General features: G+C 34.7%; 9 protein-coding genes and 1 pseudogene. 6 read left to right on the forward strand and 4 right to left on the reverse strand.

The features are described 5' to 3' along the window. Window positions 1-9 precede the first annotated feature (9 nt). On the forward strand, window positions 10-2,829 hold the full coding sequence (locus RNZ47_RS09330; RefSeq protein ID WP_311939154.1) for an FIDD domain-containing protein: 2,820 nt from the start codon (window positions 10-12) through the stop codon (window positions 2,827-2,829). Window positions 2,830-2,851: 22 nt separating this feature from the next. Here RNZ47_RS09330 and RNZ47_RS09335 read toward each other — a convergent pair whose 3' ends face one another. The 3 genes from RNZ47_RS09335 to RNZ47_RS09345 all read right to left on the reverse strand — a co-directional run bounded on the left by RNZ47_RS09335 (window position 2,852) and on the right by RNZ47_RS09345 (window position 8,657). Then, window positions 2,852-3,856, reverse strand: a complete 1,005-nt coding sequence (locus tag RNZ47_RS09335) for a DUF3179 domain-containing (seleno)protein (RefSeq protein WP_311939156.1) — start codon at window positions 3,854-3,856, stop codon at window positions 2,852-2,854. Window positions 3,857-3,962: 106 nt separating this feature from the next. Next, window positions 3,963-5,390 (reverse strand): SusD/RagB family nutrient-binding outer membrane lipoprotein, encoded by a 1,428-nt coding sequence (locus RNZ47_RS09340; RefSeq protein WP_311939158.1) that lies wholly within the window; start codon window positions 5,388-5,390, stop codon window positions 3,963-3,965. A gap of 12 nt (window positions 5,391-5,402) precedes the next feature. Continuing rightward, a complete protein-coding gene (locus RNZ47_RS09345) occupies window positions 5,403-8,657 on the reverse strand; it encodes a SusC/RagA family TonB-linked outer membrane protein (protein ID WP_311939160.1) in 3,255 nt (1,084 codons plus the stop codon). A gap of 659 nt (window positions 8,658-9,316) precedes the next feature. Between RNZ47_RS09345 and RNZ47_RS09350 the strand changes: the two genes are divergently transcribed. The 4 genes from RNZ47_RS09350 (at window position 9,317) to RNZ47_RS09365 (ending at window position 16,212) form a co-directional block, all read left to right on the forward strand. Then, window positions 9,317-9,895, forward strand: coding sequence for an RNA polymerase sigma-70 factor (locus RNZ47_RS09350; RefSeq protein ID WP_311939162.1), 579 nt, complete (start codon window positions 9,317-9,319; stop codon window positions 9,893-9,895). Window positions 9,896-10,004: 109 nt separating this feature from the next. Next, on the forward strand, window positions 10,005-11,159 hold the full coding sequence (locus tag RNZ47_RS09355; protein ID WP_311939164.1) for a FecR family protein: 1,155 nt from the start codon (window positions 10,005-10,007) through the stop codon (window positions 11,157-11,159). A 159-nt stretch (window positions 11,160-11,318) separates the two neighbouring features. Further along, the gene (locus RNZ47_RS09360; protein ID WP_311939167.1) at window positions 11,319-14,714 is read left to right on the forward strand and encodes a SusC/RagA family TonB-linked outer membrane protein; all 3,396 of its coding nucleotides are present in this window, start codon (window positions 11,319-11,321) and stop codon (window positions 14,712-14,714) included. A gap of 10 nt (window positions 14,715-14,724) precedes the next feature. Next, complete coding sequence (locus RNZ47_RS09365) at window positions 14,725-16,212, forward strand: RagB/SusD family nutrient uptake outer membrane protein (protein WP_311939169.1); 1,488 nt, start codon at window positions 14,725-14,727, stop codon at window positions 16,210-16,212. Window positions 16,213-16,635: 423 nt separating this feature from the next. Here the strand turns inward: RNZ47_RS09365 and RNZ47_RS09370 are convergent, their stop codons facing one another. Then, window positions 16,636-18,327: a POTRA domain-containing protein gene (locus RNZ47_RS09370; RefSeq protein ID WP_311939171.1), complete on the reverse strand. Its 1,692-nt coding sequence runs from the start codon at window positions 18,325-18,327 to the stop codon at window positions 16,636-16,638. A 234-nt stretch (window positions 18,328-18,561) separates the two neighbouring features. Here RNZ47_RS09370 and RNZ47_RS09375 point away from each other — a divergent pair. Continuing rightward, a pseudogene (locus RNZ47_RS09375) lies at window positions 18,562-18,642 on the forward strand (30S ribosomal protein S12); the annotation flags it as partial.

The raw sequence follows: 18,642 nt of genomic DNA on the forward strand, positions 1-18,642 counted from the left end.
AACCTATAAATGGTTTATAATCAGCGTAAATATGATTATATTTACGGTAAATCAATCAATCAAAATCCATCACCATTGAAAACCAAGATATTACTTTTAATATTTGCCCTTTCTGTTTGTTTTGTTTTTTCACAAAAACAATCGGCCAATTGGTATTTTGGCGAATATGCAGGTCTTAATTTTAATACACCAAACCCAACGCCACTTACAGATGGTCAATTAATTACAAAAGAAGGCTGTGCGACAATATCAGACCCAAACGGAAATCTTTTATTTTATACCGATGGTGTAACCATTTGGGATAGGCGACATCAAATTATGCCTAACGGACAAGGGCTTTTAGGCCACAGTTCGAGTACCGAATCTGCGTTAATTGTACCAAAACCAGGAAGCACATCCAAATATTATTTATTTACCATAGATAAGCCAAGTTATTATTTAACCGAGGCAGAACCCATTGATGGCGTTAACTATTCAGAAATCGATTTGTCTTTAAACGGTAGTTTTGGCGATGTGGTGCCTGGGACTAAAAACAGTCATTTGGTTACTTATGACACCAATGTTGCTGTTCAAAACGAGTATAAATCTTCAGAAAAAATAACGGCTGTTTCACATAGCGATGGTAGTTCGGTGTGGGTTATCACTCAGTTTATGGATAAGTTTTATGCTTTTCTAATTGATGGAAATGGGGTTAACGAAACGCCAATAATATCTACGGTATCGCAAATGGTTCGCCCCGTGTTTAATAGCGATGGGGCCAATATTACGGCAATTGGCTATTTAAAAGCATCGCCAGACGGAAAGAAAATTGCTATTGCCCATAGCTCCACTAATATTGGCGGTGGTGGGCCAAGGTCTCCGAGACGGGAGTCGGGGAGGGTTTTGTTATACGATTTTGATAACTCAACCGGTGTCGTGGCTAACGATAAAATTATCATGGATAATACTTATCCTTACGGTGTGGAGTTTTCACCAAATTCAAAAGTATTGTATATCACAAACAATGTGTTTGATGACGATAATATTTTTAATCACAGTCATATTTATCAATATAATTTAGAAAGTTCTGATATTGTTGGAACTAGAGAAACGATTAGTAATTCTCAAAATGTTGCCGGCGCTTTACAATTAGCGATAAACGGAAAAATTTACAGGGCAGGATTTAGGTCTTCTTCGGTTGGCTTAAACCTTTCGGTTATAAACAATCCAAATGAAATTGGGAATGCTGCTGATTATTCGGAGAACTCTGTTAGTTTGGGTGGTAAAGCGGTTCAATTGGGGCTTCCTCCGTTTGTGCAATCACTATTTTTATACACTTTCGACTATGAAGATATTTGTTTGGGAGACCAAACCCGTTTTTTTATTACCTCTGAAGAGCCCTACGACAGTGTCCTTTGGGATTTTGGTGACGGTCAAACTTCAACGCTCGACGAGCCGTTACATACCTATGCGCAAGCAGGTGCCTATACCGTAAGTTTAACCATGTATTTAAATGGGGTAGAGCAAGGGCCTTTTTTAAAACAAGTCATTATTTCCCAACCGCCAGATGTTTTGCAAACCACTTTTGATTTAGTGCAATGCGACTCTGCCGATAATAATCCTAACGATGGCATAGCACCTTTTAACTTACAATTGGCCAATGCGCCGCTAAGTTTGTTTACTCAGGATGCTATTCAGGTTTACTACTATAATTCAATGGCGGATGCTATTAATGACACTGATAATTCTAATTCTATTGATGAAATTTACACCAATCAATCCAATGGCGAAATAGTATATGCCAAAGTGTTTAAGGCCAATACCGATTGTTTTAGTATGGCTACAGTAAGATTAAATACCACACAAGGCGTAGATATTAGTACCCATAATTTGGGAGCATGTGACCCCGATGAAGATAATCTTGCAGATTTCGATTTAGAGTCTGAAGGGATTAGAATAGCCTCAGTTTTAAACCTTCCAACAAATGTCGATATATCATTTTACGAAGATGAAAATGATGCTGCCATTGGTATCAATCCGTTGCCAAATATATACACATCAACCAATAATACAGTATATATTAGAGCCGAAAGTGATAATGCGTGCTATGGTACTGGCATTTTAAATTTGGAAGTAAAATCTTTTCCTCAATTGGAAGATCAAGTTATAAATGTTTGCCTTTCGGATTTTCCGATAACTATTAATTCAGGGCTTCCTACAAGCCAGATAAGCAATTATAATTACGATTGGAGTACCAATGAGGTTTTAAATGAGATTTTAATTTCAGAAGCAGGAGTTTATACCGTTAGTGTTATTGACCCCTTACTTAATTGTGAAGACACGGTAACCATCACAGTGAATCAGAATGAAATCCCCGTAATACAGGATTTGCTTATTGATGATCGGGATTTAACCGTTGTACTTAATAATTCGACCAAGGATTTTGTGTATGCTGTTGATGATGAGTTTGGTGTATATCAAGACGGTAATTCGTTTTTAAATTTAACTTACGGAAAGCATACGCTCTATATTATGGATGCCCTAAATTGTGAGCGGATATCAAAAGATTTTTACATTTTAGGATTTCCTAAATATTTCACCCCAAACAATGATAGTGCTAATGATACTTGGAATGTTGCAGGCTTAGACCCAGCCATATTTGATTCTCAGCTATTAACGGTGGAGATTTTTAATCGGTATGGAAAATTGTTGAAAACCTTTAATCCCAATCTATCCAGCGGTTGGAATGGCACCTTTAACGGAAACCTTTTGAGCGATGATGATTATTGGTATTGCTTAAAACTTCCCAGTGGAGAGGAGTACAGGGGGCATTTTTCATTAATAAGATAAATAGATCTATTGATTTGATAAGTTAATCGTGAAAAACTATGGTTTCAAAGATATCCCTAAAAGCCCACTCTGCAGCAACATAAGATTTTGGGCTATCAAGCTTAGTGCCTTGTCTGCTACCTGAAACCGCATAACCAAAAGCATCCCAAATATTACCTTCATTATCTGTTAACACATTGGGGAATTCATTCACATCTAATGCCGTAAATGTTAAATTACCAGGTAAATAAAAGGCATTAAAATATACGTTTTCTTTACTTCCAACTATTATTACATCTTTACTGTTTACAGAAGTATAATCTAATTCTATTCCGTTTTTAAAATTATTATAGTTGAATAGGTGCACAATATCGTCAAATACATGTTCGTGTATCACGCCCAATAGATTGCTGAAATCAATAGGAACAGGAGTTTCATCGCAATTGCAGTCTGTTACATCAGGATGATTAAATACCAAAGCATTGGGGAAATGTGTTTTAACACCAAGCCAGTAAGATTCGATTATGTTATAGGTGTTGAGTCTTATTTCCTTGCTTGCGTCCCTAAGACCACGTATTGCCATTTGAGACCAATAATATTTTAAATCTACATCAGTAGTAATAAGATTATCTTTATATAAGAACCCTGAAGCTTTCATGGTAATAATTTCACCGTTGGTTAGCCTTCTATCAAAGGAAAGTGCACTTTCGGTGATAGGGCAATATGTTATGGCTAAGGGAACATCTCCAAAGGTGTCGTTTATAACTTCAAAGTTATTCGTGTAGTCGTACGGATAGGCATAAACTTGTCCGTTTATTTTTAAAAGCGCAAGTCTTGAATTGTCATTTAAAAAACCAGTCGCGTCAATTTCTAATACGGTTTTGTAATCTGGGTTTTCCTTTACGGCATATGACCCTCCACCTGCAATGTCGGTTTTAGGCACACACCATAAATTATCTGAAACTTCATCACTGTTATCTTTTACGGCAGTGTTTTCTGTTGAACAACTTACTAGCAAAATTAAAGTTATTATAATTAGCCGTTTCATTTTTGAGTGTATTTAATTTTAGGTCGGTAATTGAATGGGCATCTTACAAAAAAAGCCTTATAAGTTTAAACTTATAAGGCTTTAATATTATAATGGAATTTAAAACTTAGTTTACATCCCAGAATACTTTGGTTTGTTGTGAATCTCCACCAATTGCAGCTGATGCAGCTTCCCAATTAGTACCATTTAAGTTTTGCTCATCAATAGGATAAGTATATCTGTATGGTAGTGGGTTACCTGAGTCAACTGGAAGTTGTAAGGTTGGCGTATCGTATCTTCTCCACGCTGTAAACCCTTCAAATCCTCTGTTGTACATGGCTACCCATAATTGGTTTCCAATTTTCTCTTTATCTGTGCCAGGAGCCGTAGCCCAAGCAACATCTGGATTAGCCATAAAAGCAGCTAAATCGCTTGCTCCCCAATAATCAAAAGATGCGGCAATACCATTATTGTAATGCTCTTCTGCTGTACCACCTACAGACCAACCTTCAACGGCTGCTTCTGCCAAATAAAATGAAACCTCGGCAAAGTCTAATAAACTTGCAGGATTTGTTGGCTCGTAAATAGCATCTCCAAAATGTGAGTGTAACGGAAAACTTGCTATAGTTCCGAAGTTTCCACCCATGTAAACTCCAGCTCCTAAATTGTCATCGAAATATTGAGCCCTTCTAGGGTCATCAAGATTATTCATAAAGTCAACAATAGTATTTGCAGGAAGGTGATCGGCACGGCCAGATTGAACAATATCAACCCAAACAGGATTTGTGTTAGGTGTGGTACCTTCATATTGAACGGTTGCATTATCAGCATTTGATGTAAATGCACCTCCGCTATAACCAGCTTCAATAGTAGATTGAGCTAATGACGGATTAACATCTACAAGGCGATTTCCTATACGAATCAATAACGAGTTTGCAAATTTAACCCAAGCTGCAGAGTTTCCTCCGTAAAGCTGATCGGCTGAACTATAACCAGACCCGCTTAGACCTGGGATAGCTGCAGTTAAACGGCTGATTAAATCAGAATAGATTGTTGCTGCGTCATCATACTTAGGTAATGTTACATCACTAAGCGCTTCGCTGTAAGGAATATCTCCCCAAGTATCAACCATTTGTTGAAAGGTGTACACCATTAAAACTTCGGCTTGAGATGCTCTTGCAGTTTGTTCTGCACCGCTTAATTCGGTGTCTGCTAAAGCATTTTCTTTAGATGTTTGTAAATCTAATAATACATCTCTGTACATTTCAGACCAATGGTAACCTGGAATTGTTCTAGTAACTAAATCAAAGTTTGGTTCTTCCGTATAAGTCGTAGTTGTACTGTATTGCGCAAAAAACCTAAAACTATTACGATTAACGTTTATTTGCGTCATTTGATCAATTAAACTCTTGGTTGCAGAATTAAATAAAAAGTCTGCTGCAACTTGAGTTGGATTTTTAGGATCTCTATTTAAGTTTTCGTATTGTTCATCAGTTTTACAAGATGTTAATACAACAACTACAGAGAGCACTGCTGTTAAAAATATTTTTTTCATTTTCTATTTTTTTTAAAATTGTAATTTAATACTAGCCCCTATTTCTTTAATAGCAGGATAAGCACCTGATTGATTTCCTTGAGCATTACCAGCACTTAAACCAGCTTCTGGATCAGCGTAAGGAACACTTTTATCTATAATCCATAAGTTACGTCCAATAAGAGATACTGAAGCAGAGGTAAATGGTAATTTATCTAAGATTTTAGAATCAAAACTATAAGATAAAGTAGCTTCACGTAATTTTACATAACCTGCATCATAAACGTGGTTTGCTTGTGGTTGACGATATCCCCAAGTACCAGCATCAAGTAAATGAGCTCTTACGTTGTTAGGAGAACCATCGGCCTGAACACCTTCAAAAAGAACACCACCACTATCAGCACCATAGTTTCCTGGTGTGCCAGTTACAGGGTCTCTATAAGGATTTCCTAACTCGTTGTTACCAGCAGTAAAATCATATATACCAGTACCAAATCCATAATAAGTATCAAGTGAGAATACATCACCACCTTTTTGGATATCGATTAAGAAACTTAAGTTAAAGTTTTTGTAAGTAAAGCTATTACGGATACCAGCTTTCCAATCTGGGTTAATATCACCAATGTTATTGTTACTAGTGGCTGTTCTTAAATAACGACCATTTGTACCAATGGTTTTTTGTCCATTTGTATAAACGAAATCACGACCTCTAATAATTCCGTAAGGCTCACCTACAACTGCGTTAATTGTTAAACCAGTTTGAAAGTTAGCTAACTCCAAAGCTTCAATGCCATCGAGTAAAGACAATACTTTACTTTTGTTTTTATCCCAGTTGATGTTAACATCCCAACTGAAGTTCTCACTTTTTAATGGTGTTGCATTAAGTTGTAACTCAATACCTTTGTTCTCAATAGTACCTGCATTTAAAAGTACTCTCGCATAACCGGTTGATCTTGTTACAGGTACTTGCGTAATTTGGTCGCGGTTTTCAGTGTTGTAGTACGTAATATCAAAACCAAATCGGTTATTTAATGTTTTCATTTCTAAACCAACTTCCCAGTTAACTTGTTCTTCTGGCTTTAGATTTGGGTTTTGCTTATTAGTTGGGTTAGACGCACTACCGGAACCACCAAATGGTGGGTTAATACCAAATGTGTTAAAAACTTGGTATGGTGTTGTTCCGTTACCTACGGTACCATAGTTAGCTCTTAGTTTTCCAAAATTCAACCAATCGGCTTCCAAAAGGTTAGAAAAGATAAAACTACCGGTAACAGACCAATAGTTGTATGTGTTTTTTGATCTTGGTAAACTTGAGTTACGGTCTCTTCTAAAAGTACCTTCAACAAAAGCTGTATTGTCAAAACCAAAACTAGCACGACCAAAAACACCATCAACCATTTGAGTTGCATCAAATTCGGTTGGCGCATTAATTGGACTAACGCTATTTGCTAAAGTATAAACACCTGCTAAATTTAAACCACCATTGGTAAGCGCATAAATACTATTCCAATCTTTTCTACTTAAATTCATACCTATACTTCCTTCTAAATTTATCTTCTCAGTTAAATCTTTATTAAAGTTAAGGAAAGCATCGTAGTTGTATTCTGCAACCGCGTTATTGAATCTTGTGTATAATGGCACGTTTGAGCTGCCTACGTTTGTTCTTTCTTCTTGTAACTCAGTATAGGTGTCATATGTAAATCTACCAATAACATCTAACCAATCATTGATGTCGTAGTTTAAAACTACGTTACCAAAAAATCTAGAACGCGTATCCGTTTCAAAATTTTCATAGAAAGTCCAATACGGGTTGTCTGAATAAATAGGAGTTAAATTTGTATAAGAGTTAGTGTTCCAAGTTATGTTTTCACGCGTAGACAAATAAGCTTCTTGTTGTTCTTTAACATCAACATTTACTTGCCACCATTGTCTAAATTGTTGCATAACGTTGTTAGAATCGTAACCCGTACCGTAACGACCTCTACCATCAGTTTTAGTAAAAGTAAAAGCAGTCGATACCGTTAATTTATCACTTAAGTCTTGACTACCGTTAAAATTAATACTGTTTCTTTTAATCTCACTGTTAGGTAAGTTACCTTCTTGTAACATGTTTGTAAAACCTACTCTAAAAGAGCCGGTTTCGCTTCCGCCGTCTAAAGCAACAGAGTTAACCAGTGTACTTGAAGTTCCCCATACATAATTTGGGTCATGTTTACCCGCTAACCAAGGAGTTGGTTGTAAGTATGTGTCGAGTTGAGGGAAAATACTATTCCATTGATACACTAATAGGTTAGGATCAAACTCACCTCCATAAGACGCATCTTCGGTAAATGGCGTTGCTAAATCAACCGTTCCATCACCATCAACATCAACATCATCAAAATAACCTGTTGATCCGTAGAATGGACCATAACCAGCACCGTACTTCTTTTGGTAAACAGGTAGTGTAGACTTATCTGCCTCACCAACTGTAATGCTTGAATTTATAGTAACTCCAAGTCCTTTTCTTTTAGTACCTTTTTTAGTTGTAATCATAATTACACCATTTGCAGCACGAGAACCGTATAAAGCAGATGCAGCTGCACCTTTTAATACGTTAATAGATTCGATGTCGTCAGGGTTAATGTCTGAAGCAGCATTACCGTAATCGTAACCACCTCTACCACTTGTTTGAGATCTACTCTCCGAAGCAATAGCAGCAGTTATTTGGTTGTTAATACCGTTGTCTAACGGTACACCATCAATAACAAATAAAGCTTGGTTGTTTCCAATTACAGAAGCATTACCTCTAATAATTACTTGGGTAGAACCACCCATTGTACCAGAAGGTTTAATTTGTAAACCTGCTACTTTTCCAGATAAAGAGTTTACAAAGTTTTGGCTTTTTACTGCAGATACAGCTTCACCTTTAACTTCTTGAGTGGCATAACCCAAACTCTTTTTATCTCTTTTAATACCAAGTGCCGTTACAACAACTTCGTCCAATACAGCTGCGTCTTCTTCCATAGTGACGTTAAGCGTATTAGAAGCTCCAACTGTTGCCTCTTTCGTTTTTAAACCTACATAACTAAATACGAGAACGTCTCCTACTTTAGCATTAATGGTATACTTTCCGTCAAAATCGGATTGTGTACCGTTAGTAGTGTTTTTTACGATAATGTTAACCCCAGGAAGCGGCATGCCAGAATTGTCTGCAACCGTACCTGAAATTGTTTTTTCTTGTGCAAAAGAAAGTTGCACAACTAACGCTAGTAATAGCGTTAGAATTCCACTAAACTTTGTTTTCATTTTATGATTTATTTGAATTAGTCAGAGCCAAAAGTCATAATAAAAAGTTAATAAAACAATAAATAATGGTTAAAATTTAATTTTTTGTACAAAAAATTAAGAAAACAATAATTTCAGTCGCCTGAAAAACAGCTATTAAATTGGAATGTATTTTGAAGTTTGAAAATTTAAAAGGCAAACCCTCGGTTTTTCAATTGGCATGAGTAAGCTTTAAAAGACTAGTTTTTGCTAACATACCAAACCCAAAATTTTGGCCAAAAAATTTTTAAATGAAACCACTAATTTTATTTTCAAAACATATGATTGAACCCAAATTGGCGTATGTGTTTTCATGTTGCCATAAAGCATGTCTTGGGAATTGTAGTATAAGCGTGAACTAGAATTAAAGTTATCGAATTTAACAGGTGATTGAAAATTGCTGACAAATTTTTAGTTTGATTCTGCTATTTGAATATATTAAAAAAAGAGGCCATCTAAAAAAGATAACCTCTTATAATAACAAAATAGTTGATGTTTAATTTTGGCTTGCCAGTGTTGTATTTGGGTTTGAAAATTTAAAAAGTCAGGTTCTCAAATGAGAGGCTTTCTTTTTTTGTATTCGGGAGATATTGAATAAAATATTTTATTACATTTGTTATGGTTCGAATGAAAACTAACAAATGAGTTTTAATAAAATTAAAGATCAAAAATTAATTGAGCGTCTAAAGCGCAATGATGAAGACGCCTTAAAACTAATTTATAATTTATATTGGGAGCAACTGTTTATTTATGCATTCAGCCTCTTGAAAAAACGTGAAATTTCTGAGGATGTTATCCAAGAAATATTTATTAAAATTTGGGAAAAACGAGATGCACTTTTAATTAAAACCACATTAAAAGGCTATTTATACACTTGTGTTCTTCATAAAGTTTATGATATTTTTAGAAAAGATAAAAATGCCTTTTCTGAAGAGTTGCTGGAAAATTTTGATGTAAAAATTCAAACAACAACTCCAGAGTCAAAGCTGATTTATAAAGAGCTTGAAGCACAAATAAATACAGTTGTAAACACATTGCCCGAAAAATGTAAAAAAGTATTCAAGCTAAGTAGAGAGAACCAATTAAGCCATAAGGAAATTTCTTCACAACTAAACATTTCTACAAAATCAGTAGAGGCATACATTACTAAAGCTTTAAAAATAATTAGACCTTCCTTGGTTAACATACCCTACACCATCATTTTTTTGTTTTTTTTGTAAAGGTTTGTTAGCCCCAGATTAACTCCAGAAAAATAAAAAATAAAAATAATACTGTTTTTTGTTAGGGATGCACATCTTTTTTGCGTCATTAATATAAAGAGGCTAACTAGTGAGTGTTAAAGATAAAAATTATTTACAACAATTAATTAAAAAACTTCAGTCTGGAGATATTTCAGATGATGAGATTAAGTTTTTATCCAATTTCTTTTCAAATCAAAACAAAAACAAGGAATGGCCATTTGACGATGCACTTAAAAACGAGTTAAAAAACAAAATTTTTAATAGTGTTACATCAAAAGTAAATGAAGAGTCTCAAAAAAATATAAAACTTACATCGTTTTATAAAAACAACGCTTTAAAATATGCGGCAACTGCTTTAGTGTTAATTTCTATAGCATTTGTCTGGAAATATAATAGTAGTGAATATGAAGGAGCCGATGTTAAGATATCAACAAATAAAATTAAAGTAGGTACCGATAAAGCGACATTAACGCTAGAGGACGGGCAATATGTTGATCTTGAAAAAGGACAGGTTTATGCTACTAAAAACGTAAAAAGCACAGGGGACAAATTATTTTACAACAATAGAATTAACTTAAAGCCTAAATTAGTATACAATTATTTAACGGTGCCAAGAGGTGGGCAGTTTTTTTTACAATTATCAGACGGAACTAAGGTGTGGTTAAACTCAGAGTCTAAACTTAAATATCCTGTTAATTTTATTGAAGGAGAAAACCGTGAAGTAGAATTAGTTTACGGTGAAGCTTTTTTTGATGTATCTCCCAGCTCACGACATAACGGTGCTTTGTTTAGGGTAGCAAGCCGGATGCAGACGGTTGAAGTGTTGGGAACTAAATTCAACATTAAATCATATAAAGATGAAAATATGGTTTACACCACTTTGGTTGAAGGTAAGGTAAAAGTTTCTAATCAATCAGAAAATGTTTATTTAAAACCTAATCAGCAATCTCAAGTTAGTTTGTTAAATAAAAATATAATTTTAAAAGATATTGATGTTTATAATGCAACCTCTTGGGTGAAAGGTGTTTTTAGTTTTGAAGGCAAGCCATTAAAAGATATTATGAAAGTGCTTTCGAGATGGTACGATATGGATGTCGTATTTGCTAATGATAAAATTCAAAACATTAAGTTTATTGGTGTTCTTAGCAAAAACCAAAATATTGAAGATGTTTTGATAAGCATTAAAGAATCTGGGTTTATAAATGCATATGCAATTAAAAACAAACAAATAATTTTAAAATAAAAAAAGAGGGCTAAAGTAGACATTTGGCGGTATCAAACTTTGCACCTCTTAAGTCTGTAGTAATCAATTAATAGTTAATCAACTAAAACATGTAAATTTATGAAAATTAAACCAACTACTTTCTTTTTCTTATTTAGAAAAAGGATTCTAACTATCATTATGAGAACTTTTATATTCTTATTGTGTTCATTATCATTTGGGTTTTCATCCGTTGATATTTTTTCGCAAAATACCAAAATTGAAATCTCAGATGATACTACATTAACTGTAGACGAAGTCTTTAAAATTATTAAAAGACAAACCGATTACAGGTTCATTTATCAGGAAGATATGTTTAAAAACTTTCCTAAAGTTTTTATTAAAAAGGGGGTTATTCAGGCAAACCAATTACTTGATAAAAGCCTAAAAGAAGGTGATTTTATTTTTTCAATTGCGGCAAATAATACTATTATTATTAAAACCAAAGAAGAGCCCGTAATTACAAGTGTGCAAACAAAGGTTGTAAAAGGTGTGGTTACCGATGGGCAATTGCCATTGCCAGGAGCAAGTGTAATAATAAAAGGAACACAAATTGGTACACAAACAGACTTTGATGGAAATTATTCTATTGAAGCTAACCAAGGTGATATCCTTATATTTAGTTATGTAGGAATGACTACCAAGGAAATACAGGTAGGAACATCAAATACAATTAATGTTAAAATGGATGTAGATACCGCCATTCTTGACGAAGTTATAGTTGTTGCCTATGGAACTGCCAAAAAAGCAGATTTTACAGGATCTGCCACACAACTTAACAGTGAAGCACTTTCTAAAATAACTGTAGCTAATGTTTCAGCAGCTATTGAAGGCGCCTCAGCAGGAGTTTCGGTAACAGCTGCTGGTGGACAACCGGGGCAAGGGCAAGATATACGTATTAGAGGATTTGGTTCTTTTAGTGCAGACAGCGATCCTTTGTACGTTGTAGATGGTATTCCGTTTTATGCCTCAATAAACTCAATTAACCCTGCGGATATTGAAAGTTTAACCATTTTAAAAGATGCATCATCAACAGCACTTTACGGAAATAAGGCTGCAAATGGAGTGGTTTTAATCACAACAAAAAAAGGAAAAAATAAAAAAGGACAATTTTCTTTAAATGCATCAACGAGTATTGTAGACCGAGCTATACCAGAGTATGATCGATTAGATTCTGATGAGTATTATGAAATCATGTGGGAGTCTATGCGAAACAGTCAGGCTATCCCAGGTGTAGATTCAGCAGCAGATGTTACCGCAGCCAATGCATTTGCTTCGTCCAATATTATTAATGAGCTACTAAACAATCCATATAATGTTGCTGATGACCAAATTGTGGGGCCAGACGGAAAAATTAATCCAAACGCTAGGCTTTTATATAACGACGTAGACTGGGTTGATGCCATTACCAGAGTAGGGATTCGCCATAATTATGATATTAACTACCAGGGCGGTACAGAAGAAAGCGATTTTTATGTGTCATTAGGGTATTTAGATGAAGAAGGATATATCAAAAAATCTGATTTTGAAAGATTTTCAGGACGTATTAATGCAAATTATCAAGCAAATAATTGGCTTAAAACAGGATTGAATATTGCGGTTACAACTTCTAAAGGTAATCAGGCTCAAACAGGAAGTACACAAAGTAACTCGTTTGTTAATCCAGTGCGTTTTGCAAGAGGCGTAGCACCTATTTATCCTATTTATCAGCATGATGCCGCTGGAAACTTTATTTTAGATGATAACGGAAACCGTCTTTATGATTTGGATGATAACAGACCTAGTGGTGCAAGTGGAGGAAGACATATTCTTGCAGAAATAGATTATAATGACGATATAGATGAAATCACTTCTGTAAGCGGAAAAACGTATTTTGATATTAATTTCACTCAAGATTTAATGTTAACCGTAAATGCGAGTTGGAATCAAAGGCATTGGTACACCACGGATTTTGAAAACAAATTGGTTGGTGACGGTGCTCCGGGAGGTAGAGCTTCAAGACGATACAACAGAAGAACCACTTTAGGGTTTAACCAACTTTTAAATTATACTAAATCGTTTGGCGATCATAACTTTAAATTATTAGCTGCGCACGAATCTTTACAACTAAAAGTAAATGACTTTAGCGGGACAAGAAGACAGTTAATTGCTGATGGTAATACCGAATTAATAAATTTTGTTACCACCACAAACTTAGAATCTGCTACAGATTTATTAAGAGATGAAAGTTACTTTGGCCGTTTTAATTACGATTACGATGGTAAATATTTCTTGAGTGCATCTTATAGAACAGATGGGACTTCTAAATTTGCATCAGATGTTCGTTGGGGTGAATTCTGGTCTTTAGGTCTTGCTTGGAGGTTAGAAAGAGAGTCTTTTATTGAAAACATAGAAGCTATAAACCTATTAAAATTTAGAGCATCGTATGGTGAGTTAGGAAACAACTCTGGAATTGGGTGGTATGCTTACCAAGGGTTATATGATTTAGACTTTAACAACCAGTCAGAATCAGGTTTTTTACAAGCGTCACTGGAGGCTCCTTTATTGGAATGGGAAGCTAGTGAAAGCTATGATGTAGCCATAGAATTTGGATTATGGAATAGATTAAACGGAACGGTTGAATATTATAACCGTGAGTCTGCAAATTTACTTTTTGATGTGCCATTACCATTGTCTAGTGGGAGTGAAGATATCCCAAGAAACATAGGTACTTTATTTAACAGAGGTTTTGAGGTAAGTTTAGATTATGATGTTGTAAAAAGCGACAGTTTTAATTGGAATATTGGCGTAAATGCTACAACCATTAAAAACGAGTTTACAAAACTACCTCAAGATGAAATTATAAATGGGTCTAAAAAATTAATGGTAGGCCGCTCAATTTATGATTATTGGTTAAAAGATTGGTATGGCGTAGATCCTGCAGATGGTTCAGCATTATATACCCCAACTCAAGATGCTATTGATGCTAATGGATCAGACATCAGAGTTGTTGATGGCAATACATTAACAACAAACCAATCTAATGCAGAATTTCATTATGCAGGTACAGCGATTCCAGATTTAACAGGAGCTATTAACAATTCGTTTAGATACAAAAATTTTAATTTAAGTTTCTTGTTTACTTATCAAATAGGCGGTGAAAGTATTGATTACAACTATCAAGGTATCATGAGCTCTGGAGGATACGGAACTGCAAAAAGTGTTGATATTCTAGATCGTTGGCAACAACCGGGGGACATAACAAATGTACCTAGGTTAGATGCTTCGCAAACTACTAACTTTAATGCCACATCAGACAGGTGGTTGGTTGATGCCTCTTTTCTAAACATGAAACGTATTAATTTTTCATATAACTTGCCATCGGACTTTATAAGTGCAATAGGCATAAATACAGCAGAACTTTATTTAAGTGCGGAGAATGTGTTTTCAATTAATGCGAGAAAAGGTTTAAACATACAACAGAATTTTAGCGGAACAACATCCAATGTTTATACACCATCAAGAATAGTTTCTTTAGGATTAAATGTTAAATTTTAAAAAAAAAACAATGAAAAAAACAATAATTTCTTTTATCGGAATTTTGGCTGTATCCTTTTGTTTTACGGCTTGCGAAAAAGACTACTTAGATACTTTCCCTACAGACCAAGTGTCGTCTTCAGCAGCAGTTTTAACTACAGATAATGCCTTAACGGCATTAAACGGTATACATAGAGCCTTGTATGTAAGATACGGAAGCCAAGGTAGAGGTGGTATAGGAGCATTTAATATGCATATAGACGAAGCTGGCGAAGACCACGTTTTTAACAGAAGTAATTGGACACATTCTTACAGATGGAGACCAAATTCTGAGCCAGACAATGCATACAATACAGCCAATTGGGGCATGTTTTATCAATGGATTGCAAATGCCAATGTATTAATTAATGGTGTTGATAACGCATCGGGAGAACAAGCAGATAGAGATGCTATAAAAGGACAAGCCTTACTTTATAGAGCGTTTTCTCATTTTCATTTAGTACGATTATGGGGCGATAGATATGAACCTGGAGGCGGAAACTCGCAATTAGGAGTTCCAATTAAAACAGATAACTCTATCGATCCTATTGCACGAAACACAGTTGAAGAAGTGTATACTCAAATTAATAAAGACTTAGATGATGCTATTGTTTTATTAGATGGATATGTTAGAAATAACAAATCACATTTTAATGCAAATGTTGCAAAAGGATTAAAAGCAAGAGTGGCTTTAACACAAGGTAAATGGGCTATGGCAGCACAATTTGCCGCTGAAGCTAGAGTAGGATTTGCTTTAATGGACGAAGCAACTTATGCCAATGGTTTTCAGGTGTTTTCAGAAAACAATAGTGAGTTTATGTGGGCAAGCCAAATAGTAGAAGACCAAACAGACACATTTGGAAATTATGGCGCTTATATTTCAAGAAATTTTAGTTCATCGGCAATTCGTGGTAATCCTAGGTCAATCAGTAATTTGTTATATGATATGATTTCTGCTACCGATGTGCGTAAAACACTTTGGGACCCAACTGGAGAGCATCTAAATTTACCTCCTGGGGTTTCTTTGTTGTCTAGCCATAAAAGATTTCCTTATACCAATCAAAAATTTATAGCGGTAAGCAATGGCGACAGTCGTGTTGATGTGCCTTTAATGCGCGCAGCGGAAATGTACTTGATAGAAGCAGAGGCTTTAGCTAGAAATAATCAGGACGGATTAGCAGCTCAAGCATTGTACGATATGGTTATTACAAGAGATAGTGCATATACGTTATCTACCAATACGGGGCAGGCGTTAATTGATGAAATTATGGTGCAGCGACGTGTTGAATTATGGGGCGAGGGTTTTAGATGGTACGATTTAAAACGATTAAACTTACCGTTGGATAGGACAGGTTCAAACCAAAGTTCTACATATACTAACGGTATTATGCAAGTTCCTGTAGGAGATAACAGATGGACATGGCCAATACCTCAGGATGAGATTGATGCAAATCCTTTAATTGAGCAGAATCCTATATAATTATTGTGCATAAGATAATAATTGGAAACAGCGTTAATTAATTAACGCTGTTTCCAATTAAAGCTTAATTTTTTGTCTTATAAAAAGGCATAATATATGAGTTGAGTTACCACATCATTTGCTCGGGTTGAATTTTAAGAGTGTTTAATCGTTAGAATTTCCCAATGCTTGCCCCGAAAATTATTTATTTTGCTCAAAGTATAAGCAGGAAAATTAGCTGTTTGGGTAATGCGGTTACAGAAGACTTCTTTTAAACCGCTTAAAATAAAGCTGGTATAACATCATGTTATTAAAAACTACCCATGAAATAAAATTGACAATTTTTGAATGTACAGGGATTTGGTATATTAGATGGCGTTTGCACAAATCTTTTTGGATAGCGTAATGATAGTTAAAAAAACAAAATCAATTAATTTAGGTCTACTAAAAGTCGGCTATTAAACTTAAATGTATCTTGGAATTTGAGAACTTAAAAGGTGAATTCTCGGTTTTTCCATTGGCATAATTAAACTTAAAAAGACCGGCTTTTGTTAAAATACCAAACCCAAAGCCGTAGCCAAAAAGCTTTTCTTTGTCATTTGTCATTTGGTTTTCAAAATAGGCCAAATCTGTTATGCTGTGAATAAATATGGCATGGTTAATCTGGTATCTGTATTCTGTGTTTAAAACGCCAAATAATGAGGCCAACAAACTGTTTTCCTCAAAACCGCGAATGGAGTTTATGCCGCCAAATCGAAAGAGTTCGTTTTCAAAATAGGTATCGGACATTAAATTAGAGCCATTAACTCTAAAATAAAAGCTGTTTTTGTCGTTAAGGTTAAAAATTGTAAATGCATCAATGGTGTATTGTGATTGCTTTTCTTTGGTGTTTGTTGCTTCTCTATGGCCAAATCCGGTTTCAAGATATAGGTCTGATTTTATGGGAAATAATAAATTGGTGTTTTGCCGTTTTAAAAATTGATAAGCAAGGGTGTAAAAATTTGAATCGTAATCTGCAATGTTCTGAAAATTATTTGAAGACAATAAGTTATTTGAAGTGGTAGCTGTAACACCAACAAAAACCTTATGTTTCGAATTTATTTGATAATGCATTTTAGCAGATTGGTTTACGGTAGTAAAAGTGGAGTCCTTTTTAAAAATCTGTAAACGCAAATCTACCCCAATGGGCGACTTAAATAAATAGGGTAAGGTTACACCTGTTCTAAAGGTTTTTTGGTCGTTTTCATCGCTTTTGTAAAGCAGGCTAAACGACTCGCCAAAGTTTAAGTTGTTGGTAAGGTTTAAATTCAAATACCCGTCAAACTCCAATTTGTTGGTGTCCTCGTTCGTTCCAAATCCCAGAAACCCATCAAACGAATTGCTTTTTGTTTTTTCGGCATAAATATATAGTGTGGTCGAATCTTTTGAAAACAGAACTTCCGGCGCTTTTATTTGATTCGCAAATTTTAAATCGTTGAGCAAATCCGTTTTTTGCTTAATACGGTTTAAGTTGAATGTTTGCTGGGGCTTAATTTTTAAATAATGTTTTAGGTACGATTTCGGGAATTTCTTGTAGCCTTTTATTACAATATGGTCAATAGTTCTTTTTTGTTCTTTTGAATCAATTATTAAATCAGCTTTTAAATTGGTTTTATCCGTTCGGATATTTGCTAATTTTAATGTTGAAAACGGGTTGCCTTGTTCTGAAGCTTTCTGGTTGATAAAAACCAAACTACGTTCTACTGCGGTAAATGGTAGGATAAAATAGTCGTCAAAAACATCCTGTGATATCAATTTTAAAACAGATGGGTCAACAGCCAGATTATTGTAGTATATATATATGGTGTTGTATTTTTTTTTAAGATGAAATTGGGCGGTGTAAACAGAATCGTTTTTTTTGTTGATTCCTATTCGTTTATTCGCAATATAGCCCATTTTAAAAAGGGCGTTTTGAATCGAATCGACTTCAAGCAGTACCGATGCATAATCGTTATGCCGGTTTAAGTAATTTAAAGAATCGATAACGCGGGTTTCAACTTTGGTTTCGCCATATACCTTTAAACTTAAATTTTGACAAAATCCTTCCAAAGACAAAATCGCATATATAATAAGGAGTAAAAAGGTGTTTTTTTGCACAGATTAAAGATTGCTAAAATGATTCGATAGAGCAGTTTTAGGCTTCGGATTGCTAACTTCCAGCTTCCAACTTTTCAGTGTAAATCTAACGGAAAATCTACGCTTATAATATAGCTAAGGCAATAATTTTTGAAATCTCTTAAAAATTAATGAATTAGGGTTTGAATTATAAATTTTAATTTCTACATTTGCACCCCTCTTAAAAGAGGATAATAAAATTTATATTAAATATATATGCCAACAATTTCGCAATTAGTAAGAAAAGGAAGAGCCAAAATAACCAAGAAGAGTAAATCGGCTGCTTTAGATTCTTGT

Origin of the sequence: Hwangdonia seohaensis (assembly GCF_031932625.1) — a bacterium.
Lineage (GTDB): Bacteria > Bacteroidota > Bacteroidia > Flavobacteriales > Flavobacteriaceae > Hwangdonia > Hwangdonia seohaensis.

Coding starts and splice junctions, on each gene's coding strand:
- RNZ47_RS09365 (WP_311939169.1), top strand. CDS start 14,725: ATGAAAAAAACAATAATTTCTTTTATCGGAATTTTGGCTGTATCCTTT.
- RNZ47_RS09350 (WP_311939162.1), top strand. CDS start 9,317: ATGAGTTTTAATAAAATTAAAGATCAAAAATTAATTGAGCGTCTAAAG.
- RNZ47_RS09330 (WP_311939154.1), top strand. CDS start 10: ATGGTTTATAATCAGCGTAAATATGATTATATTTACGGTAAATCAATC.
- RNZ47_RS09360 (WP_311939167.1), top strand. CDS start 11,319: ATGAGAACTTTTATATTCTTATTGTGTTCATTATCATTTGGGTTTTCA.
- RNZ47_RS09345 (WP_311939160.1), bottom strand. CDS start 8,657: ATGAAAACAAAGTTTAGTGGAATTCTAACGCTATTACTAGCGTTAGTT.
- RNZ47_RS09335 (WP_311939156.1), bottom strand. CDS start 3,856: ATGAAACGGCTAATTATAATAACTTTAATTTTGCTAGTAAGTTGTTCA.
- RNZ47_RS09340 (WP_311939158.1), bottom strand. CDS start 5,390: ATGAAAAAAATATTTTTAACAGCAGTGCTCTCTGTAGTTGTTGTATTA.